Here is a 26,954-nt window from a genome sequence, read left to right as displayed (position 1 = left end):
TCGCATGACTCGATCCGCATTTGACTACGTCGACGGCGTATTGCACGTCGAAGGCGTGTCCGCCGTTTCCCTCGCCGAGCAGTTCGGCACGCCGCTGTACGTCTATTCGCGCGCCGCGCTCACCGCGGCCTGGAATGCCTACGCGGGCGCCTGCGCCGGCCGTCGCGCGAGCGTGCACGTGGCCGTGAAGGCCAACAGCAATCTCGCGGTGCTGAACGTGTTCGCACGTCTGGGCGCGGGCTTCGACATCGTGTCGGGCGGCGAACTCGCGCGCGTGCTCGCGGCGGGCGGCAAAGCGGAAAACACCGTGTTTTCGGGCGTCGGCAAGCATGTGAACGAAATGCGCGACGCGCTCGCGGCCGGCGTCAAATGCTTCAACGTCGAATCGATTCCCGAACTCGATCGCCTCAATGCGGTGGCGGGCGAAATGGGCAAGAAGGCACCGGTGTCGCTGCGCGTGAACCCCGACGTCGACGCAAAGACGCATCCGTACATTTCCACCGGGCTCAAGTCGAACAAGTTCGGCGTCGCTTTCGAAGACGCGCGCGCGACGTATCAGGCGGCCGCGGCGATGGAGAATCTCGAAGTGGTCGGCATCGACTGCCATATCGGCTCGCAGATCACCGAAGTCGCCCCCTATCTCGATGCGATCGACAAGGTGCTGGAGCTGGTCGAGCAGATCGAGCAGGACGGCATGACGATTCGCCACGTCGATGTCGGCGGCGGTCTCGGCATCACCTACGACGACGAAACGCCGCCGGAAATCGGCGAGTTCGTGCGCACCGTGCTCGACCGCATCGAAGCACGCGGGCACGGCCATCGCGAAGTGTATTTCGAGCCGGGCCGTTCGCTGGTCGGCAACGCGGGCGTGTTGCTCACGCGTCTCGAGTTCCTGAAGCCGGGCGCGGAAAAGAACTTCGCGATCGTCGACGCGGCGATGACCGATCTCGCGCGCCCCGCAATGTACGAGGCGTATCACGCGATCGAGCCGGTCGTGAAGCGCGACGTGCCCGCGCACGTGTACGACGTGGTCGGCCCAGTCTGCGAAAGCGGCGACTGGCTCGGCCGCGAACGGCTGCTCGCGGTCGAACCCGGCGATCTGCTCGCGATCCGCTCGGCCGGCGCGTATGGCTTCGTGATGAGCTCGAACTACAACACCCGGCCGCGCGCGGCCGAGGTGATGGTGGATGGTACACAAGCGTATGTGGTTCGCGCGCGTGAAGAGGTGCAACAACTGTTTGCGGGTGAAACGGTTCTGCCGGCGTAAACGTCAAACGCCCACCGTCACACCCTCTGACGCTGCGGCACAAAAAAGGCGATGCCATGCGGCATCGCCTTTTTGCTATTGAAGCACCGTGAACCGGGCGGCGTTCGCCATCATCGTCGACGCGCCTTCGCGCCCCGTTCACGCAACCACGCGATCACCCGCCACCCCAGCAGCGCGATCATGATCGCGCCGTAAATCTTCGGCAGCAGCAGATCGTGCTTGCCCGCATTCATCCACCAGAAGTGCAGGATCGCGAGCGCGCCGATCGCATAGATCGTTCGATGCAGCGTCTGCCAGCGGCGTCCGAGCTTGCGCACTATCGCGCGCGGCGACGTGACGGCGAGCGCGATCAGCAGCACGAACGCCGCGAAGCCCACGGTAATGAACGGCCGCTTGCCGATGTCCTTCAGAATCGCCGCGAGATCGAACCATTTGTCGAACCACAGGTAAGTGGTGAAATGCAGTGCCGCGTAAAAGAACGTGTAGAGCCCGAGCATGCGCCGGAAACGCACGAATGCGGCGATGCCGGTGAGGCGGCGCAGCGGCGTCACGGCGAGCGTGATGCACAGGAACACGAGCGTCCACAGGCCCGTCGAGCGCGTGATGAACTCGATCGGATTCGCGCCGAGCCGGTCGGTCACGCCGAACAGCACGATGCGCGCGAGCGGATAGAGCGCCGCGACGAATACCGCGACTTTCGCCGGCACGAGCCAGCGCGCGCCGCCCGCGGGCCGCTGCGCCGTCGCCGACGATGCACGCGCGAGCGGGCGCGCGCGTGGGGTCGCGGATTGCGTATCGGAAGCCATCGTCACGCCTCAAAAGTTCTTTTTCAGGTCCATGCCCTGATAGAGCGACGCGACCTGATCGCCGTAGCCGTTGAACATCAGCGTCTTGCGCTTCGGCGTGAAAAAGCCGTCCTCGCCGATGCGCCGCTCGGTCGCCTGGCTCCAGCGCGGATGATCGACGTTCGGATTCACGTTCGAATAGAAGCCGTATTCGTTCGCCGCGTAGGTGTTCCAACTGGTCGGCGGCTGCTTCTCGACGAAGCGGATTTTCACGAGCGACTTCGCGCTCTTGAAACCGTACTTCCACGGCACCACGACGCGCACCGGCGCGCCGTTCTGGTTCGGCAGCACCTGGCCATAGAGGCCCATCGTCAGCAGTGTCAGCGGATGCATCGCTTCGTCCATCCGCAGGCCTTCGGAATACGGCCAGTCGAGCACGGGCGTCGACAGTCCGGGCATCTGCGACGGATCGGCGAGCGTGATGAACTGCACGTACTTTGCGTTGCCGGTCGGCTCCGCGCGCCGGATCAGCTCGGAAAGCGATACACCGATCCACGGAATCACCATCGACCATCCTTCGACGCAGCGCAGCCGGTATACGCGTTCCTCGAGCGGCGCGAGCTTCAGCAGTTCGTCGATGTCGTACACCTTCGGATTCTTGATCTCGCCCTCGACGCTCACTTTCCACGGACGCGGCCGCAACGTGCCCGCGTTCTGCGCGGGGTCGGATTTGTCGGTGCCGAACTCGTAGAAGTTGTTGTAGGTCGTGATGTCCTTGTACGGCGTGATCTTGTCCAGCGCGACGAACTTCGCGTTGGTTTTCGCCGCGAGCTTCCGCGCCTTCGGGTCCGGCGACGTGTACGCGGCAAGCGCCTCGCCGTTCACGCCGAGGAGGCTGCCGAGCGCCATCGCGCCGGCCGCCTGCAGGATGCGCCGCCGGTTCTCGAAGACCCGCTGCGGCGTGATTTCGCCGCGTGCGATGTCATCGCCGGTCAGTTGAATTCTGTCGCTTCGCTTGATCCACATCGTGCTGCTCCTTGCCGGGCCGCCGGTCTGGGTGTCGCGCGGGCCCATCTTGATGATCGCTCGTTCCGGGGCGCCAGTCATCCACGGGTACACAGCTAACGAACACCATGGATGCGACGAATATTCCGTCAGCCATAAAAAAACCGCCGGTGCAGGGCACCCGGCGGTTGTTGGTCGGTTCAGCGCAGCGGATCTTACAGCTTGCCGTAGCTATGCAAGCCCGACAGGAACATGTTCACGCCGAGGAACGCGAAGGTCGTGACCAGCAGGCCGGTCAGCGCCCACCACGCCGCCACCGCGCCACGCAGGCCCTTCATCAGACGCATGTGCAGCCAGGCCGCGTAGTTGAGCCATACGATCAGCGCCCACGTTTCCTTCGGGTCCCAGCTCCAGTAGCCACCCCACGCTTCCGCGGCCCACAGCGCGCCGAGAATCGTCGCGATCGTGAAGAACGCGAAACCGACCGCGATCGACTTGTACATCAGGTCGTCGAGCACTTCGAGCGCGGGCAGACGGTCCGCCAGCACGCCGCGCTCTTTCGCCAGATACGCGACACCGACCATCGCCGACAGCGCGAAGCTGCCATAGCCGATGAAGTTCGCCGGCACGTGGATCTTCATCCACCAGCTTTGCAGCGCCGGCACGAGCGGCTGGATCTGCTGCGCGTCGCGCGCGACCGAGTACCACATCAGGAAGCCGACGGCCGCGCTGATCACCAGCAGCACGAACGCGCCGAGCGCGCGGGTGTTGTAGTGCTGCTCGTAGTACAGATAGAACAGCGCGGTGATCAGGCTGAACAGCACGAACACTTCATACAGATTCGAAATCGGAATATGGCCGACGTCCGCGCCGATCAGGTACGACTCGTACCAGCGCACCATCATGCCGACGAAGCCCATCAGTACCGCGGCCCACGTCATTTTCGAGCCGATCGCGGCGCCGGTCGGCGAGCGCGACAACAGCGCGATCCAGTAGAACACCGTCGCGAACACGAACAGCGCGCTCATCCACAGGATCGCGGACTGGCTCGACAGGAAATATTTGAGGAAAAACGCGTTGTCGGCGCGACTCAGATCGCCGTGATAGATCTGGATGGCCAGCAGCGACAGCGCGGCGATGCCCAACATCAGCGGCCGCACCGGCTTCCAGCGCCAGCCGAGCACGACGAAAGCCGGTACCGCGCACACCAGCACGAGCTTGTCGTAATAGTTCATGAACGGGTGATAGCGCGACAGCGCAAACCCGGCGCCCCCGACGAGCGCGAGAGCGAATAGCCAGTCGACGATGCCGAGCCGTTTCAGGAATGGCCGCTCGTCGTATTGCGAGAGTTCGGGCATGCCGCCCGCGAATGCCTTGTCGGCGCGCGGAGCGGACGAAGAGGAAGAAGAAACCTGAGTCAAGTCCATGATCTTACCGGGTCGAATCCTGTGAGCTTGCGGACGGCGCGCCGGCCCGGATGGACGCGGCGTCGGCTGCTTCGATGAGTTTCGCGCCGAGCGCGGCGCTCACGGCGTCGCGCGTCTGGACGAACTCCTTTTCGAAGTCGAGCGTCTTGCGCGCGCTCGACATCGCCATCACGATGTGCGTGCCGTGGTCGGTATCCTTGAGCCAGAACCACAGACGCCGTTCACGAACGTAGAACATCGAGAAGATGCCTAAAACGAGAAGCAGGCTGCCAAGATACACGACTTTTTTGCCCGGCGCGCGCGTCAACTGAAATACCGAAGCTTGCACCTGCCTGAAGGAGTCAAGCTGCAAATAGACCGGCGATCCATACAGAAAGCTGTCGGAAATCGCATTGAGCGAACTCTGGATGAAGCGGCTGGTGTCCGCATTGGCCGGCGCGGTAGGCTCGCCAAGCTGCTGGCGCGACAGTTGCCACAGATCCCAGGTCACGCCTTCCAGCATGCGCAGCAGCAGGCCGGCGGCCTTTTCCTGCTCGTCCTTCGGCACCGAGCGGTCGATAAAACCGGCGACCGCCTGGAAGCCGCCGGGCGTTTCGCCATTCGGCATCTTCATGCTGCTGTCTGCGCCCGCAAAAAGGGTCAGCACCCGCGACGCGCTTTCCTCGAGATGTTGCTGCAACTCGGGATTCGAGCCCGGCACCGAGCGCTGCGCGAACTGACGAGCTGCCGTGGCACGCATTGCCGGGTCTTCGAGCGTCGCGCGCAGGTGCATCCACTCCTTGACCGTGCCGCCGCTGTCGGCGGGGATACGCAGATAGCGGAACGGATCGTCGGGATTCAGGCGCATGCCGGCAAGGAACATCTTCTCGCCGTTTACATCGACCGGCAGCATGTAGTTGTTGTACTCGCGCGCCTGGCCGTCCTTGCCGCGAATCTTGTACTGCACCGACGGGCCGACGTTGTGCAGGTCGAGCGGTTTCGAGGTCTTCGCGCCGGAGCCGAGGCGCTCGTCGAACACCTCCTTCAGCGACTGGTGCGCGGCAACGCCACGCGCATCGTTCTGGCCGTTGCCGTTCGAGATGTTTTCGACGTTGATTGCGCGGAAATCGGTAAATTCGACAGTTTTCCCGTCGGCGAGCGGCGTAGCCGAACTCAACGGCGCGTTGCCGCCGATCGTGCCGCCGAACGGCGCGGGCTTCGCGCTGGGGCCGGACATCGGGTACGCGGTCATCTGCATCTGCGAGCCGCCGTCCTGGAAGCTCGACTGATAGATCGACACGCCGTCGTATTCGAACGGCTTGTTGACCTCGACGCGCCCCGGCACGCGGGCGCCCGTCTTGTGGTCGATCACGACGATGTCGCTCGCGAACAGCCTCGGCATGCCGGTCGAATAGTAATCGACGATGAACTTGTTCAGTTCGATCGAAAACGGCAGGTCCTGGATCAGCGAGCCGTTGGGCTGATTCAGGATCGCGGTCGACACCTGCTGTCCTTCGGGCACCCACGCGTAGCCGCGGAACGTCGGGTTCGATTGCGACAGACGGTGCTCGGGGGGAATGTCGTTGATCACCGTGTTCGCGTTGATCGGCGACTTGTCGAACAGCCACATCTGCAGCTTGATCGGCAGGTTGCTGTCGAGCAGACCGCCCAGGCAGATCACGACGATCGCGAGGTGCGCGGAGATGTAGCCGAGCTTCGTCAGCGCACCGCGCTTCGCGGCGATCAGCGTCGCGCCTTCGGACTCGCGCGTGACGAACTTGTAGCCGAGCTTCGCCGACAGTTTCGCAAGCACCGCCGTGGTCTGCGCGCGCGTGCCGTGCACCGCGAATTCACCCTTGTGATGAAACGCGCGCAGGCTGCCTTCGCGGACCTTGTCTTTCCAGCTCTTCACGTCGGCCAGCATCTTCGGCGCGTTGCGGATCACGCATAGCGACACCGACACCATCAGGAAACCGAGAATCAGCATGAACCACCACGAGCTGTACACCGTATAGAGGCTCAGCGCGCGGAAGATGTCCGCCCAGAACGGACCGAACTGATTGACGTAATTGGGATACGGATCGTCCTGCGTGAGGACGGTGCCGATGATGCTGGCGATCGACAGAATCACCAGCAGCGCAATGGCGAAACGCATCGAACTCAAGAGTTCGATGGTGCTGCGCGTGACGCGATTACCCGATTTCGACTGCAGACCCGACGTGGTGACGCTCATTCAAACTCCGACTGAACAGCAAAAAAGGGTGAAGAGCTGTCGTAGGCACGACGCCCTCACCCTTTTCTTGTTTTTCACCGACCTCGCCGGGCCGGTTGCATTCCGTATGCAGGCCGCTTAACGCAGCCCCGCGATGTAATCGGCAACTGCCTTGATTTCGTTGTCCGACAAACGCGATGCTATCGTATGCATCGCGTCGTTGTTATTACGAGCGCCCGGACCTTGTGTAAACGCGGTCAACTGCGCCACCGAGTACTCCGCCCACTGGCCCGACAGCCGCGGGAACTGCGCGGGGATGCCCTGCCCCGTCGGTCCGTGGCAGCCTGCGCAGGCCGGCACGCCCCGGTCGGCAACCCCGCCGCGATAGATCTGCTGACCGAGCGCGACGGTGTTCTTGTTATGCGCATAGCCTGGCTTCGGCGTCTGCGTCGAGAAATAGGCCGCGACGTTGATCATGTCCTGATCGGAAAGCGCGGCGGCCATGCCAGCCATGATCGCATTGTTGCGCGCGGGTTGTTTGGCGCCGGGCTGTGTCTTGAAATCTCTGAGCTGCTTGACGAGATATTCAGGATGCTGGCCCGCCAGCTTCGGATACGCGCCGCCGGCACTATTGCCGTCCGCCCCGTGACATGACGCGCATACCTGCACCGCGATTGCCTGCCCCCGATTGATGTCCGGCTTTGCCGGTTCTGCTGCTCGTGCCTGAATTGCCAAACCTGAAAGACCTGCCGTTACATGAAGCACCATCAGAGTCTTGCACAGTCGATTCATTCGCACACCCTGTCTCGTCTTTGTGGGATTTTAGAGGTTTTGCAAAATACGACGACGGCGACCGACTGACCGCCAGGAGCCGCCAAGGCACGCCGGGCCGGCCCCTCAGGTTTTCAGTAAACCATCGTATTGTACAATAACTCGCTAATCGCTAAGACGCCAGTCGGGCTTGACCCCGTTCCCGCTCCGGGCTCTCCGGCGTCCCCAATCTGGCCTCAACTATGCCCTTCCTGCTCCACGAATCCCGTTTCTTCACCACTGTCAATCACCTGCGCGACCTGCCGGCCACCGCGCAACCCGAAATCGCCTTCGCGGGACGTTCAAACGCGGGCAAGTCGACCGCGATCAATGTGCTCTGCAATCAGAAGCGCCTCGCGTTCGCGAGCAAGACGCCGGGGCGCACGCAGCACATCAACTATTTTTCGGTGGGCAAGGCCGACGACCCGACCGCGTATCTCGTCGATCTGCCCGGCTACGGTTATGCCGAAGTGCCGGGTGCGGCCAAGGCTCACTGGGAAGCCTTGCTGTCCACGTATCTGCAATCGCGCTCGCAGTTGCGCGGCATGATCCTGATGATGGACTCGCGCCGCCCGCTGACCGAACTGGACCGGCGCATGATCGAGTGGTTCGCGCCGACCGGCAAGCCGATCCACACGCTGCTCACCAAATGCGACAAATTGACGCGCCAGGAAAGCACGAATGCGTTGCGCGCCACGCAGAAGGGACTGGCCGAATATAACGCCGCTGGCTATCGCGGCGAGCTGAGCGCGCAGTTGTTCTCGGCGCTCAAGCGCACCGGACTCGACGAAGCGCACGAGTTGATCGAGGGCTGGCTGGTCCCCAAGGCGGCGGCCGAAACGGATTGAACGCAAGCCGCCGGGTGAGCGCCGAGCGGCTTTTCCGGCCGCCCATAAAAAAACCCGCCGCTTGAACGGCGGGTCAAACAGCCTAATCGAAAAAACGACAGGCACCCGCTCAGGGAGGAGAAGCGGGGAGGTCAGCGCCAGGCGCCTTGCTCGATCGGTATGATATACCATTGTCTCGAAAAGTTTCCGGGAGCGGAGCAGGCGCTGTTTGTCCACTCCACCCATCCACGATCTTCGATTCGATATGAGCTTCTATCCGCACAACCGTCCGCGCCGCATGCGGCGTGACGACTTCTCGCGTCGCATGATGCGGGAAAACATCCTCACCACCAACGATCTCATCTACCCCGTATTCATCGTCGAAGGCACCCATGTGCGGCAGGCCGTGCCGTCGATGCCGGGTGTCGAGCGCGTGTCGGTCGATCTGCTGATGGGCGTCGCCGAACAATGCGTCGAGTTGGGCGTGCCGGTACTGTCACTGTTTCCCGCGATCGAGCCTTCGCTGAAAACGCCCGATGGCCGCGAAGCGGCCAACCCCGCCGGGCTGATCCCGCGCGCTGTCCGCGAGCTGAAAAAGCACTTTCCCGATCTCGGCGTGCTCACCGACGTCGCGCTCGATCCGTACACGAGCCACGGCCAGGACGGCGTGCTCGACGAAGCCGGTTATGTGATCAACGACGAAACCGTCGAAATCCTCGTCGAACAGGCGCGTGCGCAGGCCGAGGCCGGCGTCGATATCGTCGCGCCGTCGGACATGATGGACGGTCGCATCGGCGCAATCCGCGAAATGCTCGAGAGCGAGAACCACATCCACACGCGCATCATGGCGTATGCGGCGAAGTACGCTTCGGCGTTCTATGGTCCGTTCCGCGATGCCGTCGGCTCCGCGACGAACCTCGGCAAGAGCAACAAGATGACCTATCAGATGGATCCGGCGAATTCGAACGAGGCGCTGCGTGAAGTCCAGGCGGACATCGATGAAGGCGCGGATATGGTGATGGTCAAGCCGGGCATGCCATATCTGGACATCGTGCGACGCGTGAAGGACGAGTTCCAGTTCCCGACCTACGTGTACCAGGTAAGCGGCGAATACGCGATGCTGAAGGCTGCGGCGCAGAACGGCTGGCTCGATCACGACAAGGTCATGATGGAATCGCTGCTCGCATTCAAGCGGGCTGGCGCGGACGGCGTGCTGACGTATTTCGCGCTCGATGCCGCGCGGATTCTGCGTTCGCAGAAGTGAGCCGGCGCGCGGTTTAGCGCCCGGCTGTTGGGATGAAAAAACGGGGGCGAACCTTAGGGTCTCGCCTCCGTTTTGTATGCAGGCCTTCCTGCGATGAGGCTGCAAAGCGCGTCGTCTTCCGCCGCGCCGCGTTCGACTACACCCCAGGCGCGCTCGCCCGGTCCAGCGTACGCAGGAATTTATCCGCAGACTCGTACCCAACGACCCGCAGCACTTCCTTGCCGCCCTGATCGAAGAAAATGATGCCCGGCGGCCCGAACAGATTGAAACGCTTGAGCAGCGCCTGATCGTCGGCATTGTTCGCGGTGACATCGGCGCGCAGCAGGTTCATCTGTTTCAGTTTCGCCTGGACGCGCGGATCGCTGAAGGTGAATTTTTCCATCTCCTTGCAGCTCACGCACCAGTCTGCGTAAAAATCGAGCATGGCGGGCTGTGCGGCCGTTTTGACGGCCTGGTCGAGCTGTTCCGACGAACGTACCGCTACGAACGTCAGATCATTCTGTGGCGCCGTTCCAGCCGCACGGGCGGCATTCGCAACCGCCGCCTGGCCGCCCCGCGCGGCCAGCACCGCGAGCGGCCGTAGCGGATCCGACGACCCCGCCGCGAGGCCGACCAGCAACGCCGCGGCCCAAACGGTCATGACCACGCCAACCGCACGGCCAAGCCGGCGCCATACCGATCCGCCGGCAATCGGTGCCGAGAACAGGCCGAGCGCCGCCGCGGCGAGCAGCAGCCAGAGCGCGCTCAGCAGCATCGTCGCGGCGGCGCCGAGCACCGGCCAGACGATCCACAGCGCCGCGGCGAGCAGCACAACGCCGAAAAACACCTTCACGCTGTCCATCCACGCTCCCGCGCGGGGCAGTAAGGTGCCGGCGCCGAGCCCGATGATCAGCAGCGGCACGCCGAGCCCCATACCCATCGAGAACAGCGCCGCGCCGCCGAGCACGGCGTTGCCGGTATGCGCGATAAACGCGAGCACCGCAAAAAGCGGCGCGGTCATGCAGGCGCCGACCACCAGCGCCGACAGCGCGCCCATTACCGCGACCGCCGTGAACTTGCCGCCGGAACGCCCCGATGACGCACGCGACATGCGATCGCGCCAACGCGCCGGCAATTCGATGTCGACACCTGCGATCAGCAGCAGCGCGAAAATCGTCAGCAGTACACCGAACGCACCGAGCACCCACGGATTTTGTAGCCATGCGCCGAGACTCTGCCCGACGAGCGCCGCAGCGACGCCAAGCACCGTGTACACGAGCGCCATGCCGATCACGTATGCGAGCGACAGCGCGAAACCGCGCCCCCGTGTGACCCGCGCGCCTTCACCGATGATGATCGCCGACAGGATCGGGATCATCGGATACGAACACGGCAGCAGGCTCAAAATCGCGCCGGCGACGAAATAAAGGCCAACGATTGCGAAGAAACCGCCACGCTGCAGCAGCGACTGCGCGTAGTCGGCGCTGGTTGCGCGCTCGTACCAGGGTTCGTCGTCCGCGGCGGATTGTTGTGCTGTTGCTGAAGGTGCCATGCTGCCGGCAGGTTGCAACGCGGCGCCGCTCACGTGATACACGCGTTCCATCGGTGGATAGCAGATACCGGCGTCGGCGCAGCCCTGCGACGTCACCGCGAGATCGAATGGACCCGCTGCCTGCTTGACCGGGATGCGAATCGTCAGCTCGTTGCGATACGTCTCGACATTCTTGTTGAATGTCTGATCGAACTTCACGTGACCGGCCGGTAGTTGCGGCTCACCGATCGTGGCCGTGCCGTTACGCGTCGCGAACGCGAAGCGCTCGCGATACATGTAGTAGCCGTCCGCGATCTTGTACGTGACGTCGACTTCGCCCGGCCTTTCGGTCGCGCTGAATTTAAAGGCAACGGCGGGGTCGAGGAAGTCGTCCGCGGCTCGCGCAAGCGTGCCGAATTGCGCGAGCATCACGCAGCCGAGCAGAAAGAATACGGTGCGTAGCGCAGCGCGCGCACGCCGGTCGAGACCGTTAAACATGGAGAGAACGTTGGGTTTCAGCGGTGATCCACCGGCCATATGCGGCGGACGCCGTTGCTTGCCAGCAGAGGATTTCCGGCGTGTCGTAGGGATGATGAGCCTGAATGTATTGCTCAAGTTCGAGCGCGCGAGCGTTGCTGGTCTTGAACAGCAACTGGATTTCCTGCGCGGTTTCGATCCCGCCTTGCCAGTGATAACTCGACTGCACGCTGCCCAACTGCGTAACACACGCACAGAGCCGTGCGGCCAGCGCATCTGCGGCGAGCTTCTGAGCGACGGCTGCATCCGGCACCGTCGTCAGCATCAAGGTCACATTCACAGTCACAAAAAGCTCCGCGACGCACGATTCCGATGCCGATATCGTATCACCTGGTCCTGTCAGACCGCAGACAGGCGTACGGCGCGACCGCGGTATTTGGCCTCTATGCGCACGCGTCTGTCCTTGTTGAAGAAACCGCTCCGGAAACAAAAAAGCCAGGCAATGTGCCTGGCTTTTTCTCGAAGCTAAGAAAGCTTACTCAGCTTCTTGCACTTCTGTTTCTTCAACTTCCGGACGGTCGAGCAGTTCGACCAATGCCATCGGTGCGTTGTCGCCGACGCGGAAGCCGAACTTCAGCACGCGCAGGTAGCCGCCCGGACGGTTCGCGTAGCGCGGGCCGAGCACGTCGAACAGCTTCGTGACCGAGTCACGATCGCGCAGGCGGTTGAACGCCAGACGACGGTTTGCCAGCGATGGCTTCTTGCCAAGCGTGATCAGCGGCTCGACGACTTTACGGAGTTCTTTCGCCTTCGGCAGCGTGGTCTTGATGACTTCGTGCTCGATCAGCGAATTGGACATGTTACGGAGCATTGCCAGACGGTGGCTGCTCGTGCGGTTCAGTTTCCGCAGACCATGACGGTGACGCATGTTAATTCCTTCAGTTCAAAGTTTTGGTCCAGCTCTTCTATCGCGCTCGCTTGACAGCAGACAGTGAACGCACGGGCCGGTAGTGAAAAAAGACAAGACGCGGATTTTAAAGGAAAATCCGCGTCTTTGCCAGTACATAACACGCCTGTACGATGGCGGCTTACACCCGAAAATTACTTGTCGAGACCAGCCGGCGGCCAGTTTTCGAGCTTCATGCCGAGCGTCAGACCACGCGATGCCAGAACTTCCTTGATTTCGTTCAGCGACTTGCGGCCCAGATTCGGCGTCTTCAGCAATTCGTTTTCGGTGCGCTGGATCAGATCGCCGATGTAGTAGATGTTCTCGGCCTTCAGGCAGTTCGCGGAACGAACCGTCAGCTCGAGATCGTCGACCGGACGCAGCAGGATCGGATCGATCTGCGGTGCGCGCGACGGTGCTTCCGCCGCTGCTTCCGTACCTTCCAGCGCCGCGAACACCGACAACTGATCGACCAGAATACGCGCCGATTGACGGATCGCTTCTTCCGGCGAAATCACACCGTTGGTTTCGATGTTCATCACGAGCTTGTCGAGGTCGGTACGCTGCTCAACACGAGCGCTTTCGACCGCGTAACTCACGCGACGAACCGGCGAAAACGATGCGTCCAGCACGATACGGCCGATGATCTTGGCCGACTCTTCGCCGTAACGACGCACGTTGCCCGGAACATAGCCGCGACCCTTTTCGATCTTGATCTGCACGTCGAGCTTGCCGCCCTTCGACAGATGCGCAATCACGTGATCCGGATTGATGACTTCGCAATCGTGTGCGAGTTCGATATCGCCAGCGGTAACTACACCTTCGCCGTCCTTGCGCAGCGTAACCGTCACTTCGTCACGGTTATGCAACTTGAAGACGACACCCTTCAGGTTCAACAACAGGTTGACCACATCCTCTTGCACACCGTCGAGCGTCGAATACTCATGCACGACGCCTGCGATCGTCACTTCGGTCGGCGCATAACCAACCATCGACGACAGCAGCACGCGCCGAAGCGCGTTACCCAAGGTGTGGCCATAACCGCGTTCGAACGGTTCCATGACCACTTTCGCGTGGCTCTCACCAAGCGATTCAACTGCGATGATCTTGGGCTTCAACAAACTGGTTTGCATAGGTTTTCCTTTTCAATACCCTCGGCTCGTTACACCGATAAGGCTGACCGGTAACAACCTGAAAATAAACAGCCGAGGCGTCCCCTTGCACAACGCAATCGGGGTGCCCCGGCCGTTAATCCGATTACCGCGAATACAATTCGACGATCAGGCTTTCATTGATGTCGCCAGCGATGTCGCTGCGTTCCGGCTTCTGCTTGAAGGTGCCTTCAAACTTCTTCGCATCGACAGCAACCCAGCTCGGCAGGCCGCCTTGCTCGGCGAGCGACAGCGCTTCGACGATACGAGCCTGCTTGCGCTTTTGCTCGCGCACGGCAACAACGTCGCCGGCTTTCACTTGCATCGACGGGATGTTCGACACGACGCCGTTCACCGTAATCGCCTTGTGGCTCACGAGCTGACGTGCCTCGGCGCGCGTCGAGCCGAAGCCCATGCGATACACAACGTTGTCCAGACGCGACTCGAGCAGTTGCAGCAGGTTTTCACCCGTGTTGCCCTTCAGACGGTCTGCTTCAGCGAAGTAGCGGCGGAACTGACGCTCAAGCACGCCGTAGATACGCTTCACTTTTTGCTTTTCACGCAGCTGCGTGCCGTAGTCGGACGTACGAGCACCCGAGGTACGGCCATGCTGGCCGGGTTTGCTGTCAAGCTTGCACTTGTCAGCGAGCGAACGACGTGCACTCTTCAGGAAGAGGTCGGTGCCTTCACGGCGCGACAGTTTGGCCTTAGGGCCGATATAACGTGCCACGTTAATTCCTTCTGTGATTGATCACGCGAATACTGCTATTCGCGCTAGTCCGAACCCTTTGGGTCGAACGGTGGACTTAGTCAATTCAATAACGCACGCAACCTGCTGCCGCGCAAAGCGGCAACAGGCACTCGCAAACCGTCGTCTTAGATACGACGACGCTTAGGCGGACGGCAACCGTTGTGCGGGACCGGCGTCACGTCGGAGATCGCGGTGATCTTGATGCCAAGACCATGCAGCGCGCGCACTGCCGATTCACGGCCAGGACCGGGGCCCTTGATCCGCACTTCGAGGTTCTTCACGCCGTATTCCATCGCCACGCGGCCAGCCGATTCAGCTGCAACCTGCGCTGCAAACGGGGTCGACTTACGCGAACCCTTGAAGCCCTGACCACCCGACGTTGCCCAGGCAAGCGCGTTGCCTTGACGATCGGTGATCGTGATGATGGTGTTGTTGAACGACGCATGAACGTGAACCACGCCCTCGGCGACGTTCTTCTTGACCTTCTTGCGAACGCGTTGCGCCGCGGAGTTGTTCGAAGCCTTAGCCATTACGTTTTCCTGTAACTGTCAGTTCCGCTTACTTCTTCAGCGACTGCGCTGCACGACGCGGACCCTTGCGCGTACGGGCATTCGTACGCGTACGCTGGCCGCGCAGGGGGAGACCCTTACGATGCCGCACGCCACGATAGCAGCCGAGATCCATCAGGCGCTTGATGTTCATCGTCGTCTCACGGCGCAGATCGCCTTCAACGATGAACTTGCCGACTTCTTCACGCAGCTTTTCGAGGTCTGCGTCAGTCAGGTCTTTGACCTTCTTCGAAAATGCCACACCAGCGGCGACGCAAATGTCGCGCGAGCGCGTGCGACCGATACCGTAAATAGCCGTCAGGCCAATTTCAGTATGCTGGTGATTCGGGATGTTAACCCCTGCGATACGAGCCATTGTTTTTCCTCAAACAAAAAGCGCAAGCAAAAGCGCGGCGTTCAGCCTTGACGCTGTTTGTGGCGCGGATCAGAGCTGCAAATCACGCGCACAACGCCTTTGCGCTTGATGATCTTGCAATTGCGGCAAATGCGCTTAACCGATGCCATCACTTTCATGATATTACCCTTTTTTCAAATCACTTCGCCCGGAACACGATCCGCGCACGCGACAGATCGTAAGGCGTCAATTCAACCGTCACCTTGTCGCCCGGCAGAATCCGGATGTAGTGCATCCGCATCTTGCCGGATATGTGTCCCAATACGACATGGCCGTTTTCCAGCTTCACCCTGAAGGTAGCGTTAGGCAGGTTCTCGATTACTTCGCCCTGCATCTGGATAACATCGTCTTTGGCCATAAGTCCTTTCAACGCATCGGGACGCCGCCGCCTTTGAAATTAGCTTTCTTCAGCAGCGATTCATACTGTTGCGACATAACGTACGACTGCACCTGCGCCATGAAATCCATTGTGACGACGACAATGATCAGCAGCGACGTTCCACCAAAATAAAACGGCACGTTCCAGCGCAGCACCAGAAATTCGGGCAGCAGGCAAACGAACACGATGTAGATCGCACCGGCCAGCGTCAGACGCGTGAGGATGCGGTCGATATATCGAGCCGTCTGATCGCCCGGGCGGATACCAGGGACGAAAGCGCCACTCTTTTTCAGGTTGTCGGCCGTTTCCCTGCTGTTGAACACCAGTGCAGTGTAAAAAAAGCAGAAGAAAACGATCGCCAACGCGTACAGCAACACGTACACGGGCTGACCGGGCTTCAGGGCTTCGGCCACGTTGTGCAACGTGTCTGCGAACCAGCTGGTACGCGAACCTGAACTGAACCAGTTCAGGATGGTTGCCGGGAAGAGAATGATCGACGATGCGAAGATCGGCGGAATCACGCCCGACATGTTCAGCTTCAGCGGCAAATGCGAAGACTGGCCGCCGTAAATCTTGTTGCCAACCTGCCGCTTCGCGTAGTTCACGAGAATTTTGCGCTGGCCGCGTTCGATGAACACCACCAGATAGGTCACAGCAGCAATCAGCGCGACGACGATAATCGCCGAAATGATGCTCATCGAGCCAGTTCGCACCAGTTCAAAGAGCCCACCGATCGCGTTGGGGAAACCCGCCGCAATACCGCCAAAAATGATGATCGAAATACCGTTACCAAGCCCGCGCTCCGTGATCTGCTCACCCAGCCACATCAGGAACATCGTGCCGGTCACCAGCGTCACGACCGTTGTCAACCGGAACACCATTCCCGGATCGATCACGAGGCCCGGCTGATTTTCCAGTGCGACGGCGATACCGAACGCCTGGAACGTCGCCAGCACAACCGTGAAAATCCGCGTGTACTGCGTAATCTTCCGCTGACCTGCCTGCCCTTCCTTTTTCAACGCTTCGAGTTGCGGCGAGACAATCGCCAGCAACTGCATGATGATCGACGCCGAAATGTACGGCATGATCCCCAGCGCGAAAATCGTGAACCGCGAAAGTGCGCCACCCGAGAACATGTTGAACATACCAAGGATGCCGCCCGACTGGCTTTGGAACAACTTCGCCAGTTGGTCCGGGTCGATACCCGGCACCGGAATATGCGCGCCGATACGGTAGACGACCAGCGCCAGCAGCAGGAACACTGCCCGCCGACGCAGATCGCCAAATTTCGCCGCGCTGCGACCGGGTTTTGCGAGACTCGGGCTGTTAGCCAAGTACCTTCTCCGATGCAAATGCTAGTGACGGCAAATTAACTTGCGCGTTACTCGGCAAAAGAGCCACCGGCTGCTTCGATAGCAGCACGCGCGCTCTTCGTCGCACCCAGACCCTTCACAACGACCTTGCGCTTGAGCTCGCCCGTCGCGATGATCTTGGCGCTACGGATCAGCTCGCCAACCAGGCCGGCTTGCTTGAGAGCCAGCAGATCGATTTCGTCGACCGGCAGCTTCTCGAGATCCGAGAGACGCACTTCACCGACGAATTCCTTCGTCAGCGAGGTGAAGCCACGCTTCGGCAGGCGGCGTTGCAGCGGCATCTGACCGCCTTCGAAGCCAACCTTGTGAAAGCCGCCCGAACGCGACTTCTGCCCCTTGTGACCACGGCCAGCGGTCTTGCCGAGGCCGGAGCCGATGCCGCGACCGACGCGACGCTTTGCGTGCTTCGCGCCTTCAGCCGGCTTCAGGTTATTCAATTCCATTATCAACTCCTTGAGTCCTGGTCAGCCGCTTAGCTGATGACCTTAACGAGGTACGAAACCTTGTTGATCATGCCGCGCACAGCCGGCGTGTCCTGCAACTCGCTAACCGAGTTGAGTCGGCGCAGGCCCAGACCACGCACCGTTGCACGGTGCGATTCACGGGTGCCGATCAGGCTCTTGACGAGCTGGACCTTGACAGTTTTATCAGACATGGTGTCCACCTTTAGCCCAGAATTTCTTCGACGGACTTGCCACGCTTCGCAGCGATGTCGGCCGGCGTGGACTGCTTGCGCAGGCCGTCGAGCGTTGCACGAACGAGGTTATACGGGTTCGTCGAACCGTGGCTCTTGGCCACGACGTTCTGCACGCCCATCACGTCGAACACAGCACGCATCGGGCCGCCAGCGATCACGCCGGTACCGTCCTTCGCAGGAGCGAGGAGAACCGTCGACGCGCCGTGCTTGCCGTGCACTTCGTGTTGCAGAGTACCGTTCTTGAGCGACACCTTGAACATGTTGCGACGAGCCTGTTCCATTGCCTTCTGGACAGCGACCGGCACTTCCTTCGCCTTGCCCTTGCCCATACCGACGCGGCCATCACCGTCGCCGACCACGGTCAGTGCAGCGAAGCCGAGAATACGACCACCCTTCACAACCTTGGTCACGCGGTTGACCGCGATCATCTTTTCACGAAGGCCGTCGTCGCGTTCGTCGGCCTGAACTTTAGCTTGCATCTTTGCCATGACGAATTCTTCCCTTAGAACTTGAGTCCGGCTTCGCGCGCCGCATCAGCCAACGCTTTCACGCGGCCGTGGTAACGGAAACCCGAACGGTCGAAGGCGACGGATTCGATGCCGGCGGCCTTAGCCTTTTCTGCAATGCGCTTGCCGATCAGGGTCGCAGCAGCAACGTTGCCGCCCTTGCCCGACTGATCGGCCAATTGCGCACGCACTTCGGCTTCGAGCGTCGACGCGCTAGCGAGCACCTTGGTGCCGCACGGCGAGAACACTTGCGCATAGATGTGCGTGTTCGTGCGATGCACGGCGAGACGCGCGACCTGCAGCTCAGCGATCTTGATACGCGTCTGACGAGCGCGGCGCAGGCGAGATTGAGTCTTATCCATGATTGCGCACCCTTACTTCTTCTTCGTTTCTTTGAGGATCACAACCTCGTCGGCATAACGCACGCCCTTGCCCTTGTAGGGCTCCGGCGGACGGTAGCCGCGCACTTCTGCAGCGACTTGACCGACTTGTTGCTTGTTGATCCCCTTGATCACGATTTCGGTTTGCGATGGGGTTTCAGCCTTGACGCCTGCCGGCATCTGGTGCACCACAGGGTGCGAGAAACCCAGCGACAGGTTCAGCTTGTCGCCTTGCGCCTGCGCGCGGTAACCAACGCCAACCAGCGTCAGCTTGCGCTCGAAACCTTTCGTCACGCCGTGCACCATGTTCGCAACCAGTGCGCGCATCGTGCCCGACATAGCATTCGCTTCACGGCTTTCGTCGACAGGCTCGAATTTCAGCGTGCCGTTGTCGTTAACCACCTTCACGAGGCTGTTGGCAGCCTGCGAAATCGTGCCCAGCGGACCCTTGACCGTAATGCTGTTGCCGCTCAGGGCCACTTCCGCGCCTTGCAACGCGATCGGGCTCTTACCTACTCGAGACATGTTTCTCTCCTTTCGGCCTTAAGCGACGTAGCAGATGACTTCGCCGCCAACGCCCGTTGCACGTGCCTTGCGGTCGGTCATCACGCCCTTCGGCGTCGACACGATTGCCACGCCGAGGCCATTCATGACCACCGGGATGTCGTTACGGCCGCGGTACACACGCAGACCTGGCTTCGAGACGCGTTCGATGCGCTCGATAACCGGACGGCCAGCGTAATACTTCAACACGATATTCAATTCCGACTTCGCACCTTCGGACTTCACTGCGAAATCGTCGATATAACCTTCGTCCTTCAGGACCTGCGCGATCGCAACCTTGACTTTCGACGAGGGCATAGTCACCGAAACCTTCTCAACCATCTGCGCATTGCGGATGCGAGTCAGCATATCGGCGATAGGATCACTCATGCTCATTTACGTTTCTCCTATTACCAGCTCGCCTTGGTCAGGCCAGGGATCTCGCCGCGGAACGCGATTTCACGAATCTTGTTACGCGCCAGCCCGAATTTACGGAATGTACCGCGCGGACGACCGGTAATTGCACAACGGTTGCGCTTGCGGGTCGGGTTAGCGTTGCGCGGAAGTTGCTGCAATTCCAGACGCGCTGCGTAATGCTCTTCTTCCGACTTGCTCGTATCGCTAATGATTGCCTTCAGTGCAGCACGCTTGGGAGCGTACTTGGCGGCGAGGCGAGCACGCTTCTTTTCACGTTCGATCAGTGCCAGTTTAGCCACGGTAACCTCAGTTTCTGAACGGGAACTTGAAGCTGGCGAGCAGTGCCTTTGCTTCGTCGTCGGTCTTCGCAGTCGTCGTGATGCTGATGTTCAGCCCACGCAGTGCGTCGATCTTGTCGTAGTCGATTTCGGGGAAAATGATCTGCTCTTTCACACCGATGTTGTAGTTGCCGCGACCGTCGAATGCCTTACCCGACACGCCACGGAAGTCGCGCACACGGGGGAGCGCAACCGTCACGAAACGGTCGAGGAATTCGTACATGGCCTGGCCACGCAACGTGACCATTGCACCGATCGGATAGCCCTGACGGATCTTGAAGCCAGCGATTGCTTTGCGCGCCTTCGTAATCACCGGTTTCTGACCCGCGATCTTCGTCAGATCGCCAACGGCGTTTTCGATGATCTTCTTGTCGGCGACGGCTTCGCCAAGCCCCATATTCAGGGTGATCTTGGTGATGCGCGGCACTTCCATCACGGACTTGTAACCGAACTTCTCGATGAGGCCGGGTACAACTTTCTCTTTGTAAAACTCTTGCAAACGAGCCATTTTTTACTCCGCAGCGTCAGGCGCTCAGCACGGCACCAGTCGTCTTCAGGAAACGGACCTTCTTGTCCCCTTCGACCTTGATACCTACACGCGATGGCTTGCCATTCGCGTCGACCAATGCGACGTTCGAAATTTGCAGCGGCATCGTCTTGGCTTCCACGCCGCCCGTCGTACCCTTCATCGGGTTCGGCTTGACGTGCTTCTTGACGAGGTTGATGCCCTCGACAGTCACGGTCTCGCCGTGAACGGCCAGCACTACGCCACGCTTGCCCTTATCTTTGCCGGTGATGACGATGACTTCGTCACCCTTGCGAATCTTGTTCATCGCGACTCCTTACAGCACTTCAGGCGCCAGCGAAACGATCTTCATGAATCGTTCGCTACGCAACTCGCGCGTGACAGGCCCGAAAATACGGGTACCGATCGGTTCGAGCTTGGTATTGAGCAACACTGCTGCGTTGCCGTCGAACTTGATCAGCGAGCCGTCCTGACGGCGCACGCCCTTGGCGGTACGAACCACCACGGCGTTGTAGATTTCGCCTTTCTTCACGCGCCCGCGCGGCGTTGCCTCTTTGACAGTCACCTTGATGATGTCGCCAATGCTGGCATAACGACGCTTCGAGCCGCCGAGCACCTTGATGCACATGACTTCACGCGCACCCGTGTTGTCGGCCACTTCAAGCCGAGTTTCGGTCTGGATCATGGTTTATCTTTCCCAACTTAATCCGGTCACACCACCATGGCGCTTCCCGGTCAGTCTTGGTCCCGTCAGCCGATCGGCTGCTTGGGTTAGAACAGCAGCGACGGCAAACGAAACCCGCCATCGCAATCCGGTGAATCCTTCGGAACAGGCTGGCGCCTGCACCGCTTCCCCCACCAACTTCGCCCGCGACGGGGCTCCCATAAAGAGGGAAGACCGAGATTATATCAAATAACCCCGGTCTTGCAAGCAAAATCTACTGCAACTTCAACAACTTTGCGTCATTAGATGACGCGAGCAGCCTCGACCAGGCGAGCCACGACCCAAGCTTTCGTCTTCGAAATCGGACGAGTTTCTTGGATTTCAACGAGGTCACCCTCGTTGTACGTGTTCGCATCGTCGTGCGCGTGATACTTCTTCGAGCGCACAACGTACTTGCCGTAAATCGGGTGCTTCACGCGGTGCTCGACCAGCACGGTAACCGTCTTGTCCATCTTGTTGCTGACGACCTTGCCGACCAGCGTCCGCTTGAGCGAGGTTTTTACGCTATCGTTCATTTCTGGTTCGCCTTCTCAGTCAGGACGGTCCGCACACGTGCGATGTCGCGACGAACCTTCTTCAGCTGGCTCGTGTTAGTGAGCTGCTGGGTCGCGAGTTGCATGCGCAGGCCGAATTGCGCCTTCAACAGGTCCGACAGCTCCTTGTTGAGCGCGGCCTGATCTTTCTGGTGAAGTTCGGAAGCCTTCATCATTTACTCCTTAGGCGCCGAGCTGACGCACGATAAACGTCGTCTTCAGCGGCAGCTTCGCTGCAGCCAGACGGAACGCTTCGCGCGCCAGTTCTTCGGTTACGCCGTCCATTTCGTACAGCATCTTGCCCGGTTGAATCTCAGCGACGTAGTACTCCGGGTTACCCTTACCGTTACCCATACGCACTTCAGCCGGCTTGGTCGAGATCGGCTTGTCCGGGAAGATCCGGATCCAGATGCGGCCACCGCGCTTGATGTGACGCGTCATTGCACGACGCGCCGCCTCAATCTGGCGCGCGGTCAGACGGCCACGACCGACAGCCTTCAGGCCGAACTCACCGAACGACACCGCGTTGCCGCGGGTAGCAATGCCGGTGTTACGACCTTTCTGCTCTTTGCGATACTTTCTGCGTTTCGGTTGCAGCATCGTTATTCTCCAGTCTTCCCGTCGCCGCCGGCCCCGCCAGCACGACGAGGAGCGCCACGGCGTGCACCTGCCGGGCCACCACCTTCACCATCACGACGCGGACGGCGATCGCCACCCGGACGTGCGTTGCGGCGCGGACGCTTTTCTTCGGCAACTTCTTCGACCACCGGTGCGTCGTTGCGACCGAGCGTGTCGCCCTTGTAGACCCACACCTTCACGCCGATGATGCCGTACGTCGTCTTTGCTTCCGACGTTGCGTAGTCGATATCAGCGCGCAGCGTGTGAAGCGGCACGCGACCTTCGCGATACCATTCCGTACGGGCGATTTCGATACCGTTCAGACGGCCGGCGCTCATAATCTTGATGCCTTGAGCACCCAGACGCATCGCGTTCTGCATCGCACGCTTCATCGCGCGGCGGAACATGATCCGGCGCTCGAGCTGTTGCGTGATCGAATCAGCGATCAGTTGCGCGTCGGTTTCCGGCTTGCGGATTTCTTCGATGTTGACGTGAACCGGAACGCCCATGCGCTTTTGCAGCTCGGACTTCAGCAGTTCAATGTCTTCACCCTTCTTGCCGATCACGACACCCGGACGCGAGCTGAAAATCGTGATACGTGCGTTCTTTGCAGGACGCTCGATCACGACGCGGCCGACGGACGCGTTTTTCAGCTTCTTCTTCAGGTATTCACGAACACCGATGTCTTCCTGCAACATCGCCGCGAAATTGTTGTTGTTCGCGTACCAACGCGAAGCCCAATTACGGCTGACGGCCAAACGGAAGCCAGTCGGATGAATTTTCTGTCCCATCGTATGACCCCTTAATTCCCGACCGTCACAGTGATGTGACAGGATTGCTTCTCGATGCGGTTACCGCGGCCCTTGGCGCGCGCGGTAAAACGCTTCAGCGATGCTGCCTTGTCGACGTAGATACTCGTGATCTTGAGCTCGTCGATATCGGCGCCTTCGTTGTGCTCCGCATTCGCGATCGCCGACAGCACGACCTTTTTCACGATTCCCGCAGCCTTCTTCGGTGAGAACGTCAGAACGTTCAGCGCCTTGTCGACCGGCAAACCGCGGATCTGGTCAGCCACAAGGCGCGTTTTCTGCGCCGAGATGCGGGCACCGCGATGAATTGCTTTCACTTCCATCTTGATTGCCCCTTATTTCTTGGCCTTCTTGTCGGCCGCGTGACCCTTGAACGTACGGGTCAGTGCGAACTCGCCAAGCTTGTGGCCGACCATATTTTCCGTGACATACACCGGAACGTGTTGACGGCCGTTGTGAACGGCGATCGTCAGACCGATGAAGTCCGGCAGGATCGTCGAGCGACGCGACCAGGTCTTGATCGGTTTCTTGTCACGCGATGCTGCAGCCGCCTCAACCTTCTTCAGCAAATGGGCGTCGCAGAACGGACCTTTCTTAATAGAACGTGCCATTGCCTACTCCTTAACGCTTGTGACGGCGCTGGACGATCATGCTCGTCGTGCGCTTGTTGCTGCGGGTGCGATAGCCCTTCGTCGGCGTGCCCCACGGGCTCACCGGATCGCGGCCAGCCGCAGTCTTGCCTTCGCCACCACCGTGCGGGTGGTCGACCGGGTTCATTGCAACGCCACGCACCGTCGGGCGAATGCCGCGCCAGCGGTTCGCACCAGCCTTACCGATTTGACGGAGGCTGTGCTCTTCGTTGCCCACTTCACCGATCGTCGCGCGGCATTCAACGTGCACGCGGCGGATTTCGCCCGAACGCAGGCGAACCTGCGCGTAGACGCCTTCACGAGCCAGCAGCATCGCCGACGTACCAGCCGAGCGCGCCATTTGCGCACCCTTGCCCGGCAGCATTTCGATGCAGTGAATCGTCGTACCGACCGGAATGTTGCGGATCGGCAGCGCGTTGCCTGCGCGGATCGGCGCTTCCGAACCCGACATCAGTTGCTGACCGACGGTGACACCCTTCGGAGCGATGATGTAGCGGCGCTCGCCGTCTGCGTACAGAACCAACGCGATATTCGCGCTACGGTTCGGGTCGTACTCGAGACGCTCAACCTTTGCCGGAATGCCATCCTTCGTGCGACGGAAATCGACGATACGATAGTGATGCTTATGACCACCACCCTTATGACGCGTGGTGATGTGACCGTTATTGTTACGGCCAGCCGTCGACGACTGCGTGTCGAGCAGCGCTGCGAACGGCTTGCCCTTGTGCAGATTCTTGTTGACCACCTTGACCATCGCGCGGCGGCCCGGCGAAGTCGGCTTAACTTTCACGATTGCCATGATTACTTGGCCTCCGCTTCAAAGTTGATTTCCTGGCCGGGCTTCAGGCAGACGTACGCCTTCTTCACGTCCTTGCGCTTGCCCATGAAGCGGCCAAAGCGCTTGGCTTTACCCTTCGCGACCAGCACGTTGACGGAATCGACTTCCACCTTGAACAGCAGCTCGACTGCGGCCTTCACTTCCTGCTTCGTGGCATCCGGCGCGACTTCGAACACAACCTGCTCGTTCTTGTCGGCAACCAACGTCGCCTTTTCGGAGACCACCGGCGCGAGCAGGACCTGCATCAAACGATGATCGTTCTTGCGAATCTCGCTCATGACAGCAACTCCTCGATCTGGGCGACCGCAGCCTTCGTGATCAGGACCTTCCTGAAGTAGATCAGCGACAGCGGGTCGGCGTAACGCGGCTCGACAACCGCCACGTGGGCGAGGTTGCGCGACGCGAGGTACAGGTTTTCGTCAACCGTATCGGTAATCACCAGCACGGAGTCGAGACCCATCGCCTTGAATTTTTCGGCCAGCAGCTTCGTTTTCGGTGCTTCGAGCGTCAGCTCGTCGACCACCGAGATGCGGCCTTCGCGAGCCAGCTGCGAGAAGATCGAGCAGAGACCTGCGCGATGCATCTTCTTGTTGACCTTGTGCGAAAAGTTCTCTTCTGGCGAATTCGGGAAGATACGGCCACCGCCGCGCCACAGCGGGCTCGACGACATACCGGCACGAGCGCGGCCCGTACCCTTCTGGCGCCACGGCTTCTTGGTCGTGTGCTTGACCTGCTCACGATCCTTCTGCGCGCGGTTGCCGCTACGGGCATTCGCCTGGTACGCAACCACAACCTGGTGAATCAGGGCTTCGTTGTAATCGCGGCCGAACACGACGTCCGACGCGCTAACGCCTGCACCTTCCTGACCATTGGCATTCAGGAGCTTAAGTTCCATTATTTCGCTCCTTTCACGGCACGCGTCTTCACGGCCGGCGTAACGAATACCTTGCCACCCTTCGCACCCGGAACGGCGCCCTTGACCAGCAGCAACTTGCGGTCGGCGTCGATACGAGCGATTTCGAGGTTTTGCACGGTTACATTCTCGTCACCCATGTGACCGGTCATGCGCTTACCCGGGAACACGCGGCCCGGATCCTGCGCCATACCGATCGAGCCCGGCACATTGTGCGAGCGCGAGTTACCGTGCGACGCACGGCCGGACGAGAAGTTGTAACGCTTGATGGTACCGGCGTAGCCCTTACCGATCGACACGCCTCGCACATCGACCTTCTGGCCCACTTCGAACAGCTCGGGACCGACCACGGTGCCGCTCGACAGCTCGGCAGCCTTGGCGGCATCGATCTTGAATTCTTTGAGGATTTCACCGGCTTGAACGCCAGCTTTGGCGAGATGACCTGCCAACGGCTTCGTCACACGCGATGCACGGCGCGTACCGAAAGCAACCTGCACGGCCGTGTAGCCGTCGGTTTCAACAGTCTTGATCTGCGTCACACGGTTGTCGGACACGTCCAGCACGGTAACGGGAATCGAATCCCCTTCAGCCGTGAAGATACGGGTCATGCCAACCTTGCGACCTACGAGTCCAAGGCTCATCGTTTTCTCCATTCCCGACTGCGATTGGTCGGGGCTAATTTACAAAATGCCGGCGCCGTTTCGGGCATGAAATCATGCTGCAGCACGCCGACTTTTTTACGCAAATACGCGAAAAGCCTAGCATTATAGCGAGGCTTTTCGTTTTCCGCAAGCAATCAATGACTTAGCACCGCCCAGCTTACTGGGCAAGCGCTGGAAGCCTTATTGCAGCTTGATTTCAACGTCGACGCCAGCCGGCAGATCGAGCTTCATCAGCGCGTCGACAGTCTTGTCCGTCGGGTCGACGATGTCCATCAGGCGCAGATGGGTCCGGATTTCGAGCTGATCGCGCGAGGTCTTGTTGACGTGCGGCGAACGCAGGATGTCGAAGCGTTGAATACGGGTCGGCAGGGGCACCGGACCGCGAACGATTGCGCCAGTCCGCTTTGCCGTGTCGACGATTTCAGCCGCCGATTGATCGATCAGGCGATAGTCGAAAGCCTTCAGGCGAATGCGGATTTTCTGGTTTTGCATGACGAATTCCTTGAAAAGAGCGAGGCGATGTTGCACCGCCAATTAGAAAAAGAGCGTAGGTCCGGGCGCCCGCAGAGAGCGAGTGCCCGGACCCGGGCATTGCATACTGCTACAGCAATCTTCGATTTTACTCGATGATCTTGGCGACGACACCAGCGCCGACCGTACGGCCACCTTCGCGG

Annotated in this window: 39 protein-coding genes; 3 read left to right on the top strand and 36 right to left on the bottom strand. The window is 60.4% G+C overall.

Annotated elements, in window-relative coordinates; all coding sequences use genetic code 11:
• Nucleotides 1–4: 4 nt before the first annotated feature.
• The gene (gene lysA / locus QM685_RS29005) at nt 5–1,267 is read left to right on the top strand and encodes a diaminopimelate decarboxylase (RefSeq protein ID WP_415121912.1); all 1,263 of its coding nucleotides are present in this window, start codon (nt 5–7) and stop codon (nt 1,265–1,267) included.
• Nucleotides 1,268–1,377: 110 nt separating this feature from the next.
• Here the strand turns inward: lysA and msrQ are convergent, their stop codons facing one another.
• From msrQ to QM685_RS28980, 5 genes are all read right to left on the bottom strand, one after another.
• A complete protein-coding gene (gene msrQ / locus QM685_RS29000; RefSeq protein WP_415121910.1) occupies nt 1,378–2,073 on the bottom strand; it encodes a protein-methionine-sulfoxide reductase heme-binding subunit MsrQ in 696 nt (231 codons plus the stop codon).
• Nucleotides 2,074–2,082: 9 nt separating this feature from the next.
• Nucleotides 2,083–3,078: a protein-methionine-sulfoxide reductase catalytic subunit MsrP gene (gene msrP, locus QM685_RS28995; protein ID WP_415121908.1), complete on the bottom strand. Its 996-nt coding sequence runs from the start codon at nt 3,076–3,078 to the stop codon at nt 2,083–2,085.
• Nucleotides 3,079–3,272: 194 nt separating this feature from the next.
• Nucleotides 3,273–4,484 (bottom strand): c-type cytochrome biogenesis protein CcsB, encoded by a 1,212-nt coding sequence (gene ccsB, locus QM685_RS28990; RefSeq protein ID WP_415121906.1) that lies wholly within the window; start codon nt 4,482–4,484, stop codon nt 3,273–3,275.
• A 4-nt stretch (nt 4,485–4,488) separates the two neighbouring features.
• Entirely contained in the window at nt 4,489–6,696 is a 2,208-nt protein-coding gene (locus tag QM685_RS28985; protein ID WP_415121904.1) for a cytochrome c biogenesis protein ResB, read from the bottom strand.
• A 117-nt stretch (nt 6,697–6,813) separates the two neighbouring features.
• On the bottom strand, nt 6,814–7,467 hold the full coding sequence (locus tag QM685_RS28980) for a c-type cytochrome (RefSeq protein WP_415121902.1): 654 nt from the start codon (nt 7,465–7,467) through the stop codon (nt 6,814–6,816).
• 221 nt (nt 7,468–7,688) lie between these two features.
• On the opposite strand from QM685_RS28980, the gene yihA reads away from it, so the two are divergent.
• The gene (gene yihA / locus QM685_RS28975) at nt 7,689–8,333 is read left to right on the top strand and encodes a ribosome biogenesis GTP-binding protein YihA/YsxC (protein ID WP_415121900.1); all 645 of its coding nucleotides are present in this window, start codon (nt 7,689–7,691) and stop codon (nt 8,331–8,333) included.
• A 244-nt stretch (nt 8,334–8,577) separates the two neighbouring features.
• The gene (gene hemB, locus QM685_RS28970) at nt 8,578–9,576 is read left to right on the top strand and encodes a porphobilinogen synthase (protein ID WP_415122071.1); all 999 of its coding nucleotides are present in this window, start codon (nt 8,578–8,580) and stop codon (nt 9,574–9,576) included.
• A 136-nt stretch (nt 9,577–9,712) separates the two neighbouring features.
• Here hemB and dsbD read toward each other — a convergent pair whose 3' ends face one another.
• The 31 genes from dsbD to rpsJ form a co-directional block, all read right to left on the bottom strand.
• Entirely contained in the window at nt 9,713–11,584 is a 1,872-nt protein-coding gene (gene dsbD / locus QM685_RS28965) for a protein-disulfide reductase DsbD (protein ID WP_415121898.1), read from the bottom strand.
• Entirely contained in the window at nt 11,577–11,888 is a 312-nt protein-coding gene (gene cutA / locus QM685_RS28960) for a divalent-cation tolerance protein CutA (protein WP_415122069.1), read from the bottom strand. The genes dsbD and cutA overlap by 8 nt, the downstream gene beginning before the upstream one ends.
• Before the next feature lie 210 nt (nt 11,889–12,098).
• Nucleotides 12,099–12,491: a 50S ribosomal protein L17 gene (rplQ, locus tag QM685_RS28955; RefSeq protein WP_013090750.1), complete on the bottom strand. Its 393-nt coding sequence runs from the start codon at nt 12,489–12,491 to the stop codon at nt 12,099–12,101.
• A 173-nt stretch (nt 12,492–12,664) separates the two neighbouring features.
• Nucleotides 12,665–13,642: a DNA-directed RNA polymerase subunit alpha gene (locus tag QM685_RS28950; RefSeq protein WP_415121895.1), complete on the bottom strand. Its 978-nt coding sequence runs from the start codon at nt 13,640–13,642 to the stop codon at nt 12,665–12,667.
• A 124-nt stretch (nt 13,643–13,766) separates the two neighbouring features.
• Nucleotides 13,767–14,390 carry a 30S ribosomal protein S4 gene (rpsD, locus tag QM685_RS28945; protein WP_415121893.1) on the bottom strand — a complete coding sequence of 208 codons (624 nt, stop codon included), beginning with the start codon at nt 14,388–14,390 and terminating at the stop codon, nt 13,767–13,769.
• 146 nt (nt 14,391–14,536) lie between these two features.
• Nucleotides 14,537–14,941 carry a 30S ribosomal protein S11 gene (gene rpsK, locus QM685_RS28940; protein WP_006052224.1) on the bottom strand — a complete coding sequence of 135 codons (405 nt, stop codon included), beginning with the start codon at nt 14,939–14,941 and terminating at the stop codon, nt 14,537–14,539.
• Nucleotides 14,942–14,969: 28 nt separating this feature from the next.
• Entirely contained in the window at nt 14,970–15,335 is a 366-nt protein-coding gene (gene rpsM / locus QM685_RS28935; protein WP_008923332.1) for a 30S ribosomal protein S13, read from the bottom strand.
• A 41-nt stretch (nt 15,336–15,376) separates the two neighbouring features.
• A complete protein-coding gene (gene rpmJ / locus QM685_RS28930; protein ID WP_004199844.1) occupies nt 15,377–15,493 on the bottom strand; it encodes a 50S ribosomal protein L36 in 117 nt (38 codons plus the stop codon).
• Between the two features lie 20 nt (nt 15,494–15,513).
• Nucleotides 15,514–15,732, bottom strand: coding sequence for a translation initiation factor IF-1 (infA, locus tag QM685_RS28925; protein ID WP_004521905.1), 219 nt, complete (start codon nt 15,730–15,732; stop codon nt 15,514–15,516).
• Between the two features lie 8 nt (nt 15,733–15,740).
• Nucleotides 15,741–17,087, bottom strand: coding sequence for a preprotein translocase subunit SecY (gene secY / locus QM685_RS28920; RefSeq protein WP_013090753.1), 1,347 nt, complete (start codon nt 17,085–17,087; stop codon nt 15,741–15,743).
• Between the two features lie 47 nt (nt 17,088–17,134).
• Nucleotides 17,135–17,569, bottom strand: coding sequence for a 50S ribosomal protein L15 (gene rplO / locus QM685_RS28915; protein ID WP_018420156.1), 435 nt, complete (start codon nt 17,567–17,569; stop codon nt 17,135–17,137).
• A 29-nt stretch (nt 17,570–17,598) separates the two neighbouring features.
• Nucleotides 17,599–17,781, bottom strand: coding sequence for a 50S ribosomal protein L30 (gene rpmD / locus QM685_RS28910; RefSeq protein WP_008923335.1), 183 nt, complete (start codon nt 17,779–17,781; stop codon nt 17,599–17,601).
• 11 nt (nt 17,782–17,792) lie between these two features.
• A complete protein-coding gene (gene rpsE, locus QM685_RS28905) occupies nt 17,793–18,311 on the bottom strand; it encodes a 30S ribosomal protein S5 (protein WP_415121884.1) in 519 nt (172 codons plus the stop codon).
• A gap of 14 nt (nt 18,312–18,325) precedes the next feature.
• Nucleotides 18,326–18,691, bottom strand: a complete 366-nt coding sequence (rplR, locus tag QM685_RS28900) for a 50S ribosomal protein L18 (protein WP_008923336.1) — start codon at nt 18,689–18,691, stop codon at nt 18,326–18,328.
• A gap of 12 nt (nt 18,692–18,703) precedes the next feature.
• On the bottom strand, nt 18,704–19,234 hold the full coding sequence (gene rplF / locus QM685_RS28895; RefSeq protein WP_415121881.1) for a 50S ribosomal protein L6: 531 nt from the start codon (nt 19,232–19,234) through the stop codon (nt 18,704–18,706).
• Between the two features lie 18 nt (nt 19,235–19,252).
• On the bottom strand, nt 19,253–19,648 hold the full coding sequence (gene rpsH / locus QM685_RS28890; RefSeq protein ID WP_006052216.1) for a 30S ribosomal protein S8: 396 nt from the start codon (nt 19,646–19,648) through the stop codon (nt 19,253–19,255).
• Nucleotides 19,649–19,662: 14 nt separating this feature from the next.
• Nucleotides 19,663–19,968, bottom strand: coding sequence for a 30S ribosomal protein S14 (rpsN, locus tag QM685_RS28885; protein ID WP_415121879.1), 306 nt, complete (start codon nt 19,966–19,968; stop codon nt 19,663–19,665).
• Nucleotides 19,969–19,975: 7 nt separating this feature from the next.
• Nucleotides 19,976–20,515, bottom strand: coding sequence for a 50S ribosomal protein L5 (gene rplE / locus QM685_RS28880; RefSeq protein WP_008923339.1), 540 nt, complete (start codon nt 20,513–20,515; stop codon nt 19,976–19,978).
• A 16-nt stretch (nt 20,516–20,531) separates the two neighbouring features.
• Nucleotides 20,532–20,840: a 50S ribosomal protein L24 gene (rplX, locus tag QM685_RS28875; RefSeq protein ID WP_008923340.1), complete on the bottom strand. Its 309-nt coding sequence runs from the start codon at nt 20,838–20,840 to the stop codon at nt 20,532–20,534.
• Nucleotides 20,841–20,849: 9 nt separating this feature from the next.
• Nucleotides 20,850–21,218 (bottom strand): 50S ribosomal protein L14, encoded by a 369-nt coding sequence (gene rplN, locus QM685_RS28870; RefSeq protein ID WP_006998478.1) that lies wholly within the window; start codon nt 21,216–21,218, stop codon nt 20,850–20,852.
• 281 nt (nt 21,219–21,499) lie between these two features.
• The gene (gene rpsQ / locus QM685_RS28865) at nt 21,500–21,772 is read right to left on the bottom strand and encodes a 30S ribosomal protein S17 (protein WP_007180129.1); all 273 of its coding nucleotides are present in this window, start codon (nt 21,770–21,772) and stop codon (nt 21,500–21,502) included.
• Entirely contained in the window at nt 21,769–21,963 is a 195-nt protein-coding gene (rpmC, locus tag QM685_RS28860) for a 50S ribosomal protein L29 (RefSeq protein WP_007180130.1), read from the bottom strand. Before rpmC ends, rpsQ begins: the two co-directional genes overlap by 4 nt.
• Nucleotides 21,964–21,973: 10 nt before the next feature.
• Nucleotides 21,974–22,390 (bottom strand): 50S ribosomal protein L16, encoded by a 417-nt coding sequence (gene rplP / locus QM685_RS28855; RefSeq protein ID WP_415121875.1) that lies wholly within the window; start codon nt 22,388–22,390, stop codon nt 21,974–21,976.
• A 2-nt stretch (nt 22,391–22,392) separates the two neighbouring features.
• On the bottom strand, nt 22,393–23,199 hold the full coding sequence (gene rpsC / locus QM685_RS28850; protein WP_012434570.1) for a 30S ribosomal protein S3: 807 nt from the start codon (nt 23,197–23,199) through the stop codon (nt 22,393–22,395).
• A gap of 11 nt (nt 23,200–23,210) precedes the next feature.
• Nucleotides 23,211–23,540, bottom strand: a complete 330-nt coding sequence (rplV, locus tag QM685_RS28845) for a 50S ribosomal protein L22 (RefSeq protein WP_007730533.1) — start codon at nt 23,538–23,540, stop codon at nt 23,211–23,213.
• Nucleotides 23,541–23,552: 12 nt separating this feature from the next.
• Nucleotides 23,553–23,828, bottom strand: coding sequence for a 30S ribosomal protein S19 (gene rpsS, locus QM685_RS28840; RefSeq protein WP_006998484.1), 276 nt, complete (start codon nt 23,826–23,828; stop codon nt 23,553–23,555).
• A gap of 10 nt (nt 23,829–23,838) precedes the next feature.
• Nucleotides 23,839–24,666: a 50S ribosomal protein L2 gene (gene rplB / locus QM685_RS28835; protein ID WP_415121871.1), complete on the bottom strand. Its 828-nt coding sequence runs from the start codon at nt 24,664–24,666 to the stop codon at nt 23,839–23,841.
• 2 nt (nt 24,667–24,668) lie between these two features.
• Nucleotides 24,669–24,983 carry a 50S ribosomal protein L23 gene (gene rplW / locus QM685_RS28830; RefSeq protein WP_008923345.1) on the bottom strand — a complete coding sequence of 105 codons (315 nt, stop codon included), beginning with the start codon at nt 24,981–24,983 and terminating at the stop codon, nt 24,669–24,671.
• The gene (gene rplD, locus QM685_RS28825) at nt 24,980–25,600 is read right to left on the bottom strand and encodes a 50S ribosomal protein L4 (RefSeq protein ID WP_415121869.1); all 621 of its coding nucleotides are present in this window, start codon (nt 25,598–25,600) and stop codon (nt 24,980–24,982) included. The genes rplW and rplD overlap by 4 nt, the downstream gene beginning before the upstream one ends.
• Nucleotides 25,600–26,259: a 50S ribosomal protein L3 gene (gene rplC / locus QM685_RS28820; protein WP_415121867.1), complete on the bottom strand. Its 660-nt coding sequence runs from the start codon at nt 26,257–26,259 to the stop codon at nt 25,600–25,602. The genes rplD and rplC overlap by 1 nt, the downstream gene beginning before the upstream one ends.
• A gap of 201 nt (nt 26,260–26,460) precedes the next feature.
• A complete protein-coding gene (gene rpsJ / locus QM685_RS28815; protein ID WP_017777154.1) occupies nt 26,461–26,772 on the bottom strand; it encodes a 30S ribosomal protein S10 in 312 nt (103 codons plus the stop codon).
• Nucleotides 26,773–26,954: the final 182 nt, after the last annotated feature.

This window comes from Paraburkholderia sp. (assembly GCF_047605525.1).
In the GTDB taxonomy this organism is placed as follows: Bacteria; Pseudomonadota; Gammaproteobacteria; order Burkholderiales; family Burkholderiaceae; genus Paraburkholderia.
This window is presented reverse-complemented; position numbering and strand designations above follow the sequence as displayed.